The organism is Pedobacter sp. ASV1-7, assembly GCF_040203335.1.
Classification (GTDB): Bacteria; Bacteroidota; Bacteroidia; order Sphingobacteriales; family Sphingobacteriaceae; genus Pedobacter.
The window spans coordinates 1-14459 of sequence record NZ_JBEHBV010000003.1 but is presented as its reverse complement, the minus strand read 5'-3'; the positions used below and the strand labels follow the sequence as shown (position 1 = coordinate 14459).

14 protein-coding genes are annotated in these 14459 nt (G+C 34.8%); 8 read left to right on the top strand and 6 right to left on the bottom strand.

Going from position 1 to position 14459, the window contains the following annotated elements:
- Positions 1–8 precede the first annotated feature (8 nt).
- Positions 9–464: a hypothetical protein gene (locus ABDJ41_RS08020; protein WP_349785394.1), complete on the bottom strand. Its 456-nt coding sequence runs from the start codon at positions 462–464 to the stop codon at positions 9–11.
- The gene (locus ABDJ41_RS08015) at positions 461–595 is read right to left on the bottom strand and encodes a hypothetical protein (protein ID WP_349785393.1); all 135 of its coding nucleotides are present in this window, start codon (positions 593–595) and stop codon (positions 461–463) included. The genes ABDJ41_RS08020 and ABDJ41_RS08015 overlap by 4 nt, the downstream gene beginning before the upstream one ends.
- Before the next feature lie 153 nt (positions 596–748).
- Here ABDJ41_RS08015 and ABDJ41_RS08010 point away from each other — a divergent pair, with 153 nt between their 5' ends.
- The 3 genes from ABDJ41_RS08010 (at position 749) to ABDJ41_RS08000 (ending at position 3114) form a co-directional block, all read left to right on the top strand.
- Positions 749–1276, top strand: a complete 528-nt coding sequence (locus tag ABDJ41_RS08010; RefSeq protein WP_349785392.1) for a hypothetical protein — start codon at positions 749–751, stop codon at positions 1274–1276.
- A gap of 250 nt (positions 1277–1526) precedes the next feature.
- On the top strand, positions 1527–1985 hold the full coding sequence (locus tag ABDJ41_RS08005) for a hypothetical protein (RefSeq protein WP_349785391.1): 459 nt from the start codon (positions 1527–1529) through the stop codon (positions 1983–1985).
- Positions 1986–2442: 457 nt separating this feature from the next.
- Positions 2443–3114 (top strand): energy transducer TonB, encoded by a 672-nt coding sequence (locus ABDJ41_RS08000; protein ID WP_349785389.1) that lies wholly within the window; start codon positions 2443–2445, stop codon positions 3112–3114.
- 125 nt (positions 3115–3239) lie between these two features.
- Here ABDJ41_RS08000 and ABDJ41_RS07995 read toward each other — a convergent pair whose 3' ends face one another.
- Positions 3240–4295, bottom strand: a complete 1056-nt coding sequence (locus ABDJ41_RS07995; protein ID WP_349785388.1) for a PorV/PorQ family protein — start codon at positions 4293–4295, stop codon at positions 3240–3242.
- A 334-nt stretch (positions 4296–4629) separates the two neighbouring features.
- Between ABDJ41_RS07995 and ABDJ41_RS07990 the strand changes: the two genes are divergently transcribed.
- The 3 genes from ABDJ41_RS07990 (at position 4630) to ABDJ41_RS07980 (ending at position 8437) form a co-directional block, all read left to right on the top strand.
- The gene (locus ABDJ41_RS07990; RefSeq protein ID WP_349785387.1) at positions 4630–5151 is read left to right on the top strand and encodes a Riean_0653 family protein; all 522 of its coding nucleotides are present in this window, start codon (positions 4630–4632) and stop codon (positions 5149–5151) included.
- Between the two features lie 62 nt (positions 5152–5213).
- On the top strand, positions 5214–6389 hold the full coding sequence (locus ABDJ41_RS07985; RefSeq protein WP_349785386.1) for a hypothetical protein: 1176 nt from the start codon (positions 5214–5216) through the stop codon (positions 6387–6389).
- A 23-nt stretch (positions 6390–6412) separates the two neighbouring features.
- Positions 6413–8437 (top strand): T9SS type A sorting domain-containing protein, encoded by a 2025-nt coding sequence (locus tag ABDJ41_RS07980; RefSeq protein ID WP_349785385.1) that lies wholly within the window; start codon positions 6413–6415, stop codon positions 8435–8437.
- Positions 8438–8450: 13 nt separating this feature from the next.
- On the opposite strand, the gene ABDJ41_RS07975 is transcribed toward ABDJ41_RS07980, so the two are convergent.
- The gene (locus tag ABDJ41_RS07975) at positions 8451–8690 is read right to left on the bottom strand and encodes a hypothetical protein (protein WP_349785384.1); all 240 of its coding nucleotides are present in this window, start codon (positions 8688–8690) and stop codon (positions 8451–8453) included.
- Positions 8691–9200: 510 nt separating this feature from the next.
- Between ABDJ41_RS07975 and ABDJ41_RS07970 the strand changes: the two genes are divergently transcribed.
- Positions 9201–10031 carry a KilA-N domain-containing protein gene (locus ABDJ41_RS07970; RefSeq protein ID WP_349785383.1) on the top strand — a complete coding sequence of 277 codons (831 nt, stop codon included), beginning with the start codon at positions 9201–9203 and terminating at the stop codon, positions 10029–10031.
- Positions 10032–10080: 49 nt separating this feature from the next.
- Positions 10081–12054, top strand: a complete 1974-nt coding sequence (locus tag ABDJ41_RS07965; RefSeq protein WP_349785382.1) for a DNA/RNA helicase domain-containing protein — start codon at positions 10081–10083, stop codon at positions 12052–12054.
- A gap of 75 nt (positions 12055–12129) precedes the next feature.
- On the opposite strand, the gene ABDJ41_RS07960 is transcribed toward ABDJ41_RS07965, so the two are convergent.
- Positions 12130–12948: a BRO family protein gene (locus ABDJ41_RS07960; RefSeq protein WP_349785381.1), complete on the bottom strand. Its 819-nt coding sequence runs from the start codon at positions 12946–12948 to the stop codon at positions 12130–12132.
- 298 nt (positions 12949–13246) lie between these two features.
- Entirely contained in the window at positions 13247–14422 is a 1176-nt protein-coding gene (locus ABDJ41_RS07955; protein WP_349785380.1) for a hypothetical protein, read from the bottom strand.
- Positions 14423–14459: the final 37 nt, after the last annotated feature.

Here is a 14459-nt window from a genome sequence, read left to right as displayed (position 1 = left end):
TTCGCTAATCAGTTCTTTGTTTTTTTCTTATTCATACGCTGTATATTGACCAGTTTCTCGACTGTGAACTTTGTTTTATAGGAGTTTAAATGTCCATATCCTAAAGTATCTTCCATTTCAAACTTCCCAACCACATCTGCGATCAGATAATACTTCCAATATTTTAAATGTACCTGTCTTAATAGTTTTCTGAATTTTGGTTTCAAACTGGGTCGCTGTGGCCATTCTACGTATGACTCAAGACCTTCACAATCTCTGTTCTCTGAAATCAAACCCCAGTATTCTTCGACACTGCGGTAAATGCCTCTGGTATAAACACTCTGATTTAAATGATTAGGCAGGTCGCAGAACTTTGTGTAATCATATGCAGAAATTACCTTTGGCGGAAATACGATTTGCTTTGACTTGCATCCTGGTATGAATAAAATAGAGATAAAAAAATAGGTGATTGAGCGTTGGGTCATAAAATCAATTCGTTTGGATAAAAATAATCATTCTTTCCGGATGTAACACCACCAAGTGAAGGATTGGAAGTGCCCTCAAAGCTTTTCCGCTTTAAAACTTCAAGATTGTTAAAATCCAAATTGTAGTTCATCAAAGCCATTTAATAAACAGTCTCGATTGTTGAGGAGTTTTGAAATAATTTAATTAGATCTGAACGTAATACGTTGGTCAATAGAGACGGACTAGTGGAGGATTTAGTATATTGGTTTCGTTAAACAAGATGTTAGCTGTAATATTAAAATACATGATAGAATCAAAATTCATAGAAATATCGAAAAAATACGGAGGGCAATATGACCTGTCAAATTTTAAAGTAAATGAAACTTTAAGTTCCAAACTACCAATTTCAATTCACAACCTTAAATTATCTCATAAAGAAGTTTCAATAAATGTTTGCTATGAATTTGGAAATAGTAATGTCGCAGAAATAAAATTTGAAATCGATGTTCAAATTGAAGTTCCCTATTTTGAATTGGAAACGAGAGATCATTTTTCAAGATTATTTAGTTTAAAAAAAAATCCTTGGAAAATTAAATCGTCAAATAACCAACTGTCATCAAATATTATTCGTTATTTAAACACAGTCAGTTTAACAAAAATGGCAAACGAAGAATCTTTTGAACCCTTAATGAAAGGGATTTATAAAAATGGAAAATATAATTTTAACACAAAGTTCTATTTAGGTTTCAACAATAAAGAGAATTCTATCTCCCCCATTATTGAGTTTCATAAAACTCTAATTGACCACATCAAAGAAAAATACTGTAGTTAAAATTAGGCGTTGAGCACCATGCACCAATCTATCCAGGATGGCATCTGCGATTATTCCTTCGCCACTTACTTCATAGCACAAATTTGGATTTTCGTCAGCAGACCGGTTCGAGATCCGGGAAGGTTACACTTCCTATAGAATAGTCTAAGGTATTTCTCGCTATGGAAAATTGGATTAGAGTTTAGGTGGGATAAACTCTCATTGCTAATACTTCAACGTTATACTGCATTTTAAAAGACGATCGTGAAAAATGAAATCAAAACTTACATATAAAGCCTATCTCTTTCCACTATTAGCGATTTCTTTAATAATTGTATCAGTTAAAGTTTTAATTGACAATTATCCCATTGATCTTTTAAAACTAAGATGGGTAGACTATTTTATGACAATCTTGTTTTCTATAACTCTGGTTTGGCTTATTAAATTTGAAACACTTAAAAAAATGATATTTATTGAAGTGTCAGATAAGAACTTTGTTCACCAAAACATTATTTTCAATAAGAGAGATTATAATTTTAATGACTTAATTGCCTATAAAACACAGATTGACTCAACAAGACTTGGAGATTTTGAAGAAACAATTATATCTACAAATGACGGCAGTAAGATAATATTATCAGAATTTTTTTTGGACAATTACAAAGAACTAAAAATTAAACTAACGAATAAGCTAACAGACAATGGTGGAGCAAGGAAAAATGTCCTATAGCAGTCTTTTGGCAAACGAGCGGGTTCAGTACTGGCAGAAATGATATTCCATTTTCCTGATTATAGCCAAAGACAATAGCATCAACGGTTACTTTAATATCCTGGTTTCTAAAAGAGTCTGCGTGATCCATGTTTCAAGAATAATGAAATGCAAAGTAAATGATTTATAAGTTGTCTACAATAATAGTTAACCGTTGTTTTCATGTCTTTTGTGCAATCAAATAGGTGAGGGGAATTGAGTAGGGGAGTTAATGATGTTTGACATTGGAATGTAACAGATGTATGACTGAAACTGCTCTACGACTGCTTTAACACTGGTTTTTACTGCAAAAGCAGTAGCAGAGCAGTAGCTGACCAGTATCTGACCAGTAACAGAGCAGTAGTTGGTATACACCAAACTGCATAAATTAATCCTGTTTTTTTACGCTATTTTCCTTCAATACGCTTATTTTTATGCTATGAATTTACGCATCTCTATTTTAATGCTTTTTATGTGTTTGGCATCTTTATGTTACAGTCAGAACATGGACACTGTTTATTTCGATGCAGACTGGAAAACTACGATAAAAGCCAATGCCTCTTTTTACCGAATAGTAAAGTTAGTTGAAGAAAGTAAAAAGCATGAAGTTACCGATTTCTATATGTCCGGAAAGATTCAAATGACAGGTACTTTTTCTTCTATGTCACCCGAAATAAAGGATGGTATTTTTACGTGGTATAAAGATGATAAAAAGATAAATGAAATCATTTACGAGCAAGGGAAGGCGAGATCGAGAGCTTATTTTCTAGACGATGGCAGTCCTGATACTACCGTTAGAATATTTGGTTCAAATCCTGGAGAAGAGAGGCCTGAATATCCGGGAGGCATAAATAAGCTCTACAAGTATATAAGTAAGAGTTTTATTTATCCTAAGTCCTTGCTTAAACCCAGGCTGGTCGGCAAAATTATTCTTTCTTTTGTGGTAGAGAAAGATGGAAGTATTGGGGATGTGTATGTTAAACAATCTTTCCATCCATTACTGGATGCAGAAGCTATTAGGGTTGTTGAAAACATGAAAAATTGGAAACCAGGTCGTAAAGACGGCGAGCCGGTACGGGTTGTGTATGAATTACCACTTGGCATGAAATAACAATGTGGGTGAAAACTTCTTATATACTGTAGGACCAACTTTGCTTGTAATAAATTAAGAACACTAAAACCTTCAGCCGGTTTTGCAGCTAATCTAAATTAAAATAGACCTTTATATGTGAGGTGTTAGTTTATTGGGTTATTTCTTTTATTAATTGTATACCCTAGAGAATATCTGATTGTGTTAGCTGAAGCATTTAGACTTTGAGTAGGGAAGAGATAAGAGAAATTAATGCTAAAATTCAAATAATTCAATCCAATTCCAGTTGTAAAATACTTGCCTTCTTCAAGGATTGTTTTAGTGTTGTAGTAGCCAGTTCTTAATGCTAGCTTGTCTGCAAGGATAACTTCTAGTCCTGTCGAAACGTTGGGCATATTCGATACGTTTTTTACTAGGAGTTTATTTAGTTCTACGCTAAATGCATACTTTAAAGAGCCATCATGGGTTCCTATATATGATCCACCTAGTTTGACTAAAGTGGGCATCGCTAGATTCACTGATCCATATTTGATGTTAGTTCCTAGATTTGAAATATTAGCTCCGATTGCGAGAGTTCCGTCTTGGTGGCCAGCAGATATTGGCTTATAATAAAATAAACCGATATCTGCACCGAAAGCTTGTCCGGTAATTCCTTGTCCTTGAACAAAATCTAATGCAGTAATGTCGGAACGTACATATTTTACAGTAGTCGAAAGTGAGAAAACTTCAGATAGTTTTCTGATATAGGCAAAGTCGATGGATAAGTCACTGGGTTTGTAAGAGTTGGTATTATTACCTTCATTATCTATAAAAATACTTCTACCTAAGGTAAAGTATTTGATGGAAGTTGCTATAGTTTGCAGCTCATTTAGTCGATGAAAACCAGAAAGGTAAAATACATTCATATCCTCTGCAAGCTGTCTTTTCCATGGAGTTATCGAGATTCCAACGCCTGAAGATTGTTCCGAAAAAGCATATTTTGCCGCATTCCAATAGATCGAATATACATCGCTAGAAGTTGAAACCCCAGTCTCTCCCATCCCTGCTGAACGGGCATCAGGGGTAATTAATAAAAATGGCAATGCTACCTTATAAGCTCGTTCAGGGTCACTGCTCTGTGCTAAACATTTAAATGTTATAAAGAAGCTAAAAACTACATGAAAAAGAAAGTGTCTGATTATAAAAAATATTCTATTTATCATAAGAGCATGTTGATTTAACTCATGGGTATTTCCCTATCTTTACTTGAATAATAAGTGATTGATATTTGTTAAACCTATTATTTTTTGTAATAATATCATTTTTAATCTACTTTAATAAAAGAATAAATTTACTTCCCTTTCTGCAATTTGCTTTAAACATTTAAAAAGCCCTTTATTAGTTAATTTAAAGAGGTATTCTTTAAGATTTAATGTTCATAATTCCATTCTTGCGATATTTTTATATTAATTTAATGCTGAATTAATATATGTCAACTTCTTTTGTTAAAAAAATAACACTAACTTACATTAATAAACTGATTTAGCTTTCGCTCTTATGAAATTTACAATTACTAAGCAAAAAAATATCTTTATTGCCTCTTTTCTGTTTCTGCTCATTATTTCTACACTTTCAGCCTGTAAAAAGAAAAAAATCGAACCAAAGCTACCTGCTGTAACTATGGAAGGAAAAAATACCTTTGGTTGTTTTTTTGGTTCGGATATCTGGATTCCAGAATTAACATTATCTAACTCGTTAATGGTTGATTATAGTGACCGCGGAATGCTTATTATAGAATGTAAAAGAAGGGACCGAACGAATGTAAAAGGTTCAGACATGATGACAATTAAAATAAAAGATATATTTCAACCTGGAGTTTATGAGATAAGTGAGGTTGAGGTCTCTTCAGGTTCTGAACATTATTTTTTAGATGATTCAGGTAAAATAAGTATAACTCTTATTGATAACAATCGGCATATTGTTTCTGGAACTTTTGATTTTCAATTAAAAGAGAGAAGTAGCTCAAAAATAATCCATGTATCAGCGGGAAGGTTTGATGTAGTTTATATAAACTATTAGATATTTTAATCCCAGATAAATTACAACTCAAATCAATTAATTCTCGTCAAACAAGTGGCATTATGAAATATATCTATAGCGTTCTCTTTTTTCTCTTATTGGGATTTGTTGCTCATTCACAAACTTTAAGAGTTAGCAATTCGACTAATCAAAATACATCGCATGCAGATTCTTTATGGTTTACACAACAAGAATATATAGAGCACGTATATGGTAATTTGAATATGTCAGAAGTTACGACTAATTTTCTTATTCAGAGATCCTTAAATTATTTTGAGCCTTTAGCTCATGACGGTAAATTTGGAAATGACTCTACTGTGAGGAGTTTCAATGAGGGAATGCAACTTTATAATACACTTTATTATTCTGCGCTTGATACTGCTGCGGGAAATGGCTTGTTGCATCCTTCTGTATTCTATACTCAAACTAAATTAGAAGCTGATCAGGGGTATATACCGCTTGTTTTAATAAATCGCAGCTATCACAGCATTACTCAGAATGCATTACTATCAGGGCTTTTAAGTACCAATGGTGATAGTACCGTTCTTTATGATGTACCTAATAGATCTAGCTCTCCATATGAAAAGCACCGTTTATTTACGGCCTTTCATACTTTCGAGGGATTTGCTTACCATTCTAATGGGGACGTCAAATTCAAAATCGTACCAACCTCATTCAATTTTACTGATACGGTCGCAGGGGTATTAGATATCGATTTTGGTGATGGTAATGGCTATGTGACTGTCACTCGGAATAGTAATAAAAATATCACCTATACTACATCTGGAATTAAAACGATTAAAGTTAAAGAAGATGGGTTGGAAAGTTCTTTTAACTTCAATTTTTTCAGAGATGATGTATATTTCGAAACTGAAAATATAGTGTTACCTGAGCTTGAAAGCTATCGAAACATTACGTCCGGTCTCAGCGCTTCAATGCCGATGCTTTCTGTAACATTGGGATGTGATAATATTCTTGATAAACCTATTTTATTAGTAGAGGGATTTGAGATAGAAAGTATCACATCAAGCGATCAAATACTAAGATCTATGAATACATATAACTTAGTTGGAAGATTGTTAAATCGGGGCTACGATTTTGTTGTCGTTAAGTTTATAAACAACGATGCATCAATAATAGAGAACGCAAATAATTTACGTCTCGCAATAGACTATATCAACAACACCAAGATCGGATCGAACAAATTAAACGTGATTGGATTGAGTATGGTGGTTTAATAGCGAAATATTGTTTAAAGGATATGGAGGACAATAATATTAGTCATAATGTGGCGAATTATTTTTCTTATGATGCTCCTCATCAGGGTGCATATGCTCCTATAGGTTTGCAACACCTCCTTAAAAGTGCCAGTTATGCAGTAAGGGATATTAGAGTAAATCCGAATGTTGCGACTTTATTGAGTAAGTTGAATTCTGTGGCAGGCAAACAATTATTGCAATTCAATGATAGTGATATTTCTAATGAACGGAATACATTTGCCGCGGTTTATGCTGCAAAAGGCTACCCAGCACTTTGTAATAATTATGGGATTGCTAATGGACGAGGGGATGGGGTTGGAGCTAATTACTCTGGTGGTGATCAATTGATGGAGATGAATGGTTTTGCCAAAGTATGGTTACTAGGTAAAGTGTTAAAACATAAACAGCAGTTATTTTCGTTGAGTTCTACACTGTCAACGATCTCCTATCTGAGTAATACAGGCTTGGCTCCTTTCTTAGGATTGAATGGACTTAAAAGCTTTTCTTCAAAAAAAATGGGATCAGCAGAGCATAGTTGGGAAGCAGTACCAGGCAGTACTTTAAGTATGCATACTGAATATGGGGTGGGGTTATCTAAGGGATTTGAGGAAATAGGAGGTAGTTCTATTGATTTCTTTGGGAGACATGAAACTGCGTTTGTAGCTACTGCATCTGCACTTGATTTGAATAATCAGAATTACGGTACAAATAATGTGTATTTGCCGAGAAATCCATATTACAATATTGAAGCTAACCATAATAATGTCTTATCTAGTCACATCACACCCTTTAAAGATATTATATATTCTTCATCTTATAGTCAATCTCATCTGGATATAGACTACCGGATTAGTAATTTTATCTTTACTAAAATTTATGGTGACAATATTCCTTATAGCTGTCAAACATCGTGCAACAATATCCCTACTTTTACTGCCATTATTCAGGATTGTTCAAATGGTGAAAAAAGGATCACAATGAAGAATTCGCCTAACGGTGTGGCTATAAAATGGGTGTCGAATGACTTAAGTATTGTTAGCGGTCAGGGTACAAAAAGTATTACATTTATTTCAAATTCAAATGGCCCTTTTAGTGGCCATGTAGAGCTTACGCCTCCAGGTTGCCCTACTATGAATTTTCCATTTAGTGTAATTATAGAACCTGCTGTCATAAGTGGCCCAACAACAATTTGTGGTGAAGGCACTTATTCAGTTTCTAATTTGCCAATTGGTGCAACTGTTACATGGGAAATAAATGAAGCATTCACAGAAATAATTGCCTCCAATACTAATGAAATTACGTTATCGACAGTTGGATATGAAGGTGGTGTTTTTATAATCAAGGCAATCATTTCTACCTCATGTGGAAACTATGAATTACAAACGACGATTACCAGTGGCATACCGTACTCTGTGACGGCTGAGGTTTACTGTGAGGACGGATGTGGCTTTGAAAATCAATTATGTGTAGATGATCGGCCATATGCTGAATTTAACAATATAATCACATATCAGGTTAATGAAACTCCAATTTTCCCCCTCACATTACATTATAAGTTTTCCCCTGATAGTGGATATGGTTTTTATACAGGCAGTAAGCTCTTAACTAGTACTAGTGGTTATATAATTCTACCGAGAAGCTTTGAGCCAGGTTTTTATGGTATTAATGTATGGGTAACAGGTGGGCCATGTAATGCTGCTAGTGAGCCGTGGGAAATAGGAATAATGGCAGTTAATTGTAATAATAGTCGTATTGTCGCCTATCCTAATCCCGCTACTACCGAAATTAAAGTAGGGTTCAGAGATCTTTCTGCTAATAGGTTTAAAGCTGCTGCGAGCGCAGCAGCTACTAGGTTATTCAATGTGAAATTGTTAGATCAAAAAGGCCGGATTCAAAAAGCAGCGAAAAATATACAAGGTCAGGATCAAATCAGTTTGGATGTGGCAGATTTGCCCGCTGGAACTTATTATTTGCATATTTTAGAGGGAAAGTCTATAGATAAGCAACAGATCATTATAAATCGATAGAGAATTGAACAGTTTAAAGTTTATAGGGAGTTCTAGCCAATGCGTGATTTGCTGAAAAAAGCGAACGAAGTTGGAGTTTTTTCTTTGAGTAAAAATTATGATAACGAATTAATGTGGTCGCATTATCCACGTAACCCATTATTTGTATAAAAGGCATCACGAGTGCATTTTTGGTAGCTTCCTCGGTTTGAATCTGCGGTATCATTTTTTCAACACGCGCTGCTAGTTGAGCAATTTGATCTTTAAAGTCCATACGGTTTGGTTTAAATGGTTTGGTGGTGGTTTTCTAAATCTATATTGTTGCTGCTATATAGCTCGTTATGTGAGCATATGTGGTGGTCTGGTTGTTATAGCAGATTTATGCATTAATCACAACCGCAAAAAGTGCAGGAAGAAGATTGATGATAAAAGGTTGTACAGTAGTATTGACTTGAAAAGGTATTTCATGATTGAGTAGCGTTTAATTTATCTGGTTATCTCAAAGTTTAAAATTTTATTCCATAATAACAATGGTTAATTTGAAATAATGGAAATAAACTCATTTAAATGGGTTCGATAGACCAATATTTCACTATTTATTTAAATAGATAGATGACGATGTATAGAGGAGGGATGCTTTCCAATAAATTGGAAAATCAATCAAATAATCATTTTAAGTGTAAAATGTTTCTCATTGATTGTTGTTGATTTCTTTTTGGTTATCTTTTGTCTATTGTGTAAGTTTACATTGAGTAATGTTATTGCTTTTAATAAAACTGTCGAAATGATCAAATCCAATAAATTCATTGTACAAAATAGGGAGATATCTTTCTTACAAAGTGGAGAGAAGGAATTTATATCTCTTACTGATATCGCAAAATACAGGAGTCAATATGATCCAGCCGCTATTATAAGCAACTGGATTAGGAACTCGAATACAATTTCATTTCTTGGCTTGTGGGAAACATTAAATAATAAAGATTTTAAACCCCTCGAATTCGAGGGGTTTAAAAATGAGTCAGGAAATAATTATTTTGTTCTATCTCCTCAAAAATGGATAGAATCTACTAATGCAAAAGGAATTGTTTCAAAATCGGGAAGATATGGTGGAACTTTTGCCCATACTGACATCGCCTTTGAATTTGCTTCATGGATTTCACCAGAGTTTAAACTGTATCTGATTACAGAATTTAAGAGGCTTAAAAATGATGAAATGGTACGTCTAAATATCGATTGGAATTTTCAACGTACCCTTGCGAAAGTAAATTATAGAATTCATACAGACGCAATTAAAGAGAAAATCATCCCATTAGAATTGACTAAAGAACAGTCTGCTGTAATTTATGCCAATGAAGCAGATATGTTAAATGTTGCATTATTCGGCAAAACCGCTCGGCAATGGAAAGTTGATAATCCTAACTTAGAAGGTAATATACGTGACTATGCTACATTAGAGCAGCTTGTGGTTTTAAGTAATATGGAAAGTATCAATTCAGTTATGATACATCAAGGTTTAGTACAGAAGGAGCGAATTATACAATTGAATCAAACAGCTATTATTCAGTTGAAATCACTTTTTGGTAATAAGCAACTGAAGAATTTACAAAATTCATGATGATATTACATAGGGTTTAAAAGATGATGCTAAGCAAAGGTTAAACTCCATGTATTTGGTTGCCAGCAATAAGTTCAATAAGTCTGCAACACTGGATATTGAATCAAACCTCATTAAATATATCTCCGGAGACGGTATTTATAAATTGCTCAATGTAAATGTTGGATTAGCTAATCATCAGTTCTATGAAAAAGCTAAATATTGGTCATTATTTCAGCTGCTTTGGAACGATCTCCGCGCTAAGGGATTGGCTAAGCATTCATTGCAATATATTGATAACTCTAACCTGTTTAAATATTCCCCTTATAAAAGCTTAGCACCAGAACAGAAAGTTGGGCTAATGATGATGATGAACAGCTTGCTGAACGACTACTCCAAAAGGATTTTGGTTGAAGGGGGGGGCGGTACCGGGAAGACTATTTTAGCAATTTTCCTTTTTAAATTGCTGAAGACAGATATCCAGGACTTCAACTTCAGTGAGTTTGGGAATGAGGAGGAGCTATTTATTGACCTGGTGAAAAGGTTGAAAGAGAAGTATCCTGATCCGAAGATGGCGCTTGTAATTCCAATGTCCTCCTTTAGGACAACGGTAAAGAAGGTTTTTAATAATGTGAAGGGCTTGAATGCGAATATGGTGATCGGTCCATCAGAAATGGTGAACGATCAATATGATATAGTATTGGTAGATGAGTCACATCGCCTGCGTCAACGCATAAACTTAGGGTCTTACTTCAGAGATTTTGACAAAGCATGTGCGAAGCTAGGATTAAACAAAATGACCTGCAGTGAGTTAGATTGGGTGCTGATGCGCTCGGATAGAAGTATTCTTTTTTATGATGAAAAGCAGTCTATCAAACCTTCGGATGCAAATAAGGAAGACTTTGACAGACTAAAATCATCACCATATACCACCGTAGAAAAGCTTAAGTCCCAGTTTAGGGTGAGGGGTGGACATGACTATATCTCATACATCGATAAGCTACTTAATTGTGCTTTAGCCCCAGATAGAAAGATTTACCAGAGTAAAGATTATGAGTTCCTATTGTTTGATTCTCTTGATCAAATGATAGCTCAAATTAAATCGAAGAATGAAGCAATTGGTTTGGCAAGGCTGATTGCTGGCTTTTCCTGGGAATGGAAAACTAAAGAAAAGAAGAACAGACACCTGATCGATATTCAGATTGGTGATACTAGTTTGAGGTGGAACAGTAAAGCGATAGACTGGACTAATTCAAAGAATGCAATTGATGAGGTTGGTTGTATCCATACTACGCAAGGATATGATTTGAATTATGCAGGGATCATCTTCGGGTATGAAATCTCCTACGATGAGTTGAACGACGAAATCGTAATCTACAAAGAGAATTATTTCGACAAGAATGGAAAGAATACAGTCAAAGATCCTAAAAGACTGAAATCATATATATTGAATATTTATAATACAATACTTCAGCGCGGAATAAGAGGTACATATGTTTACGTTTGTGATCCTAAACTCAGAGATTACCTCGCGAAACATATACCTCAGGCTAAAGTTGAACAACCACAAGTAAAATTGGAAGTGATGGTAACGCAGACAGAAAATAGTGTGCCTTTTTATGATCTGTATGCAGTTGCCGGTAATTTTAGTGATTTACAGTACGGTCTCGATCATCATTGGGTTAAACTGCCGGATCGTTACAGCCCTGATCCCGATTTATTTGCCTGTAGGGTAATAGGGGAGTCTATGAATAAGGTCATTCCGAATGGTTCAATTTGTCTGTTCCGAAAGTATACAGGTGGTTCTCGAAATGGGAAGATTGTTCTTACGGAGAGTACTACATTTAAGGATATGGAATTTGGCTCTGGATACACCATAAAGGAATATCATAGTTCTAAAAACGTTAATGACGAGGGATGGAACCATACTTCGATTTTGTTAAAACCATTGTCATATGATCCGAAGTTTGAAGATATTAAACTAGCCGAAGATGAGTTAGACAGTTTTAAGGTGATCGGGATTTTTGAAGGGTTGCTGGTTTAGCTAAAACATTAATCTAGCTGATGAAGCCATTGCAATTGCCTATTTGATAGAGATTAACTATTGTCGTTTTAGTGCTTACTTCGATTTCTTCTTTTCTTTTAAGCCCAGGTAATTTCCTGTATTAACAACTTTCTTACCCGTCGTCTGTTCCAATTCCTTTCTTGCAATACCTGCAATGTCGCCACCACGCTTCGCAACCTTTTTATTTTCCATAAGCCCAATAGGATTTTGAGCTTTAATAATCTCCGTGGTAGATGCTTCTCCCAGCATAGAAAATATTAATTCCAGATCACTCATATGATCACGAAGGTTTTGTTTTTCAAGTCCTTTAAGATTTTTATGTTGCAAAGGTGTCAGGCCAAATGTAGCCTTACTAATCTCAGCTGTTAATATGCTATATTCAATTCCTTCTTTAACCCCGTGATTTTTCCATTCTCCTGTCAGCTCATCCCTCACTGCGATCCCTCTTATCCGCTTATCAATCCAGCCTTCGCTGTATCCTTTAGCTCGGTAAATATCGCGCATTCTCGCTTGGGCAAGTTCCGGGTTTTCTATCTCATCTAGTCTATCAGAGCCAACCTGAGCAAGCCATAACTTAAATGGTTCAGCTTTAGTCGAGGGAACTGATTGGATAATTCGTAATAAGCCTTTAGTGTCAGAGGCTTGAATTTTTCTTTTTTTACCATCAGCGGCTAGCATTTCAACCAGGGTACAAATTGTACCCCAGTTACTTTTAAGCTGTTCATCCCTACTCAGCATCTTCTTGATATATTGTTTTACATCTGTGCTATCGGTAAGTACTGCAACCACATCTTGTACAGAAAAATACCATTTCTGGTCTGTTTCGCTCCATTGTGAACGAATTCGCTTGCTTTCAAACAATTTGATATCCATTTTATAAAGATTAAGAGCTAAGTTAAGCAACTTTAAACCCTGTATCCACAGGTAATACATTATTCTTCCTTTGTCGAACCATATATAGCAATATTATAAGTTTGCTATATTCGATTGATGGAATTATTAGAGGGGGCTTGTAATTACCTGATAATTAGCTGTTAGTCTAGGTGTGGGTTATGATTTGTATGAGTCTTGTATGAGTCTCATATGAGTATGGTATGAGTCTGTATTGGTTTAAGGCACTTAAAACCCATTTTTTAGTTATTTAAAAGCCTGTTGTATTTTCTAATTGGTATTATTCTTTTAAAGGATTTTTGGTGGCTGATGAGGCTTTGGGCCATTTTTCTTTCGTTAGCTGATATTTATACTCATCTACTGTACTGCCGTCTACTGTTACATCATTTTGGGTAAGCGTAATAATAATTTTATCAAAATCAAAACCTGAGGATGGTAGCTTTACAGGCTTAATCAGGATTGGTACATTAGTTTTATGATTATAGCTGTATTGTTTTATCGCTTGTATTGTAACTGGTGATGACCATTTACCTTTAAAAACCAAGACAAAGTTCTTTTTCCTATAATCCATTTTTGCTTCGAGATATTGGAATTTAAAACGGGCAATTGAATCAGATTTATTTAAAGTTTTGAGTATAGCTACAGGAAAATCAATGGTTGCAGTCGAGTCCAGACTCAGGTTAAAGCGAGGGTTAAAGTGATCATCTATTTTGGCTTTCATACCACCCTGAAAAAATCTGGTGACTGCATAGAAACGTTCAATTTTTTCCATGGTTTTTACAGAATCCTTTTGTTCAATAAACGTTTTGTATATGGGGTTAATGCGTTTTAAACCGAATGTCTGAATGTAGTATTTAAGATATTGGTTGATATCTGTATATGCCTTTTCAGGAACTATAATATTGGTTTTCATCTTTTTGTTCACCATTTCATTAAAGATCTTCAGTTTTTCAATTGATCCGTCTGACTCGATTTCATAATTTAGTGTATTGGCTATCATTTGACCCGGTGATAGTTTGAGCATTTTATAAGCTATATAGAAAAAGTCTTCGTTTGTCTGTGGAAGTTCATCGTAGCGCACTTTGCCGAGATAAGATCTTATTTGCTGCGTGAACAGTACACTGATTTTTTGAGAACGTGCGCTTGGTGGCGGAAGTGTTGCAAAGTTTAGCTGCATTCCATTAGTGCCATCAAGCGGCACCAGAACAGGATTTCTTCCACGAAGAGAAAAACTCAGAAAGTTGTTATCTCCATAAGTTGATGTACTATACTGCAAATTCGCAATGTATAAAGGGCTGATAGATTTCTTAATCCACTCTTCTACTTTAGTCATGTCGCAAGGCATTTCGGTACAACTGGATAGATTGAAAAGTAAGTCTAAAGTGTTTTGAGCTGATGCTTTGGCTCCGCAGATAATAATTAAAATCAGTACAAAGAGCGTTCTTCTAATTTTCATAGTTCAAATCTAAAGAAAAACAAGTGTTAATTTTTAT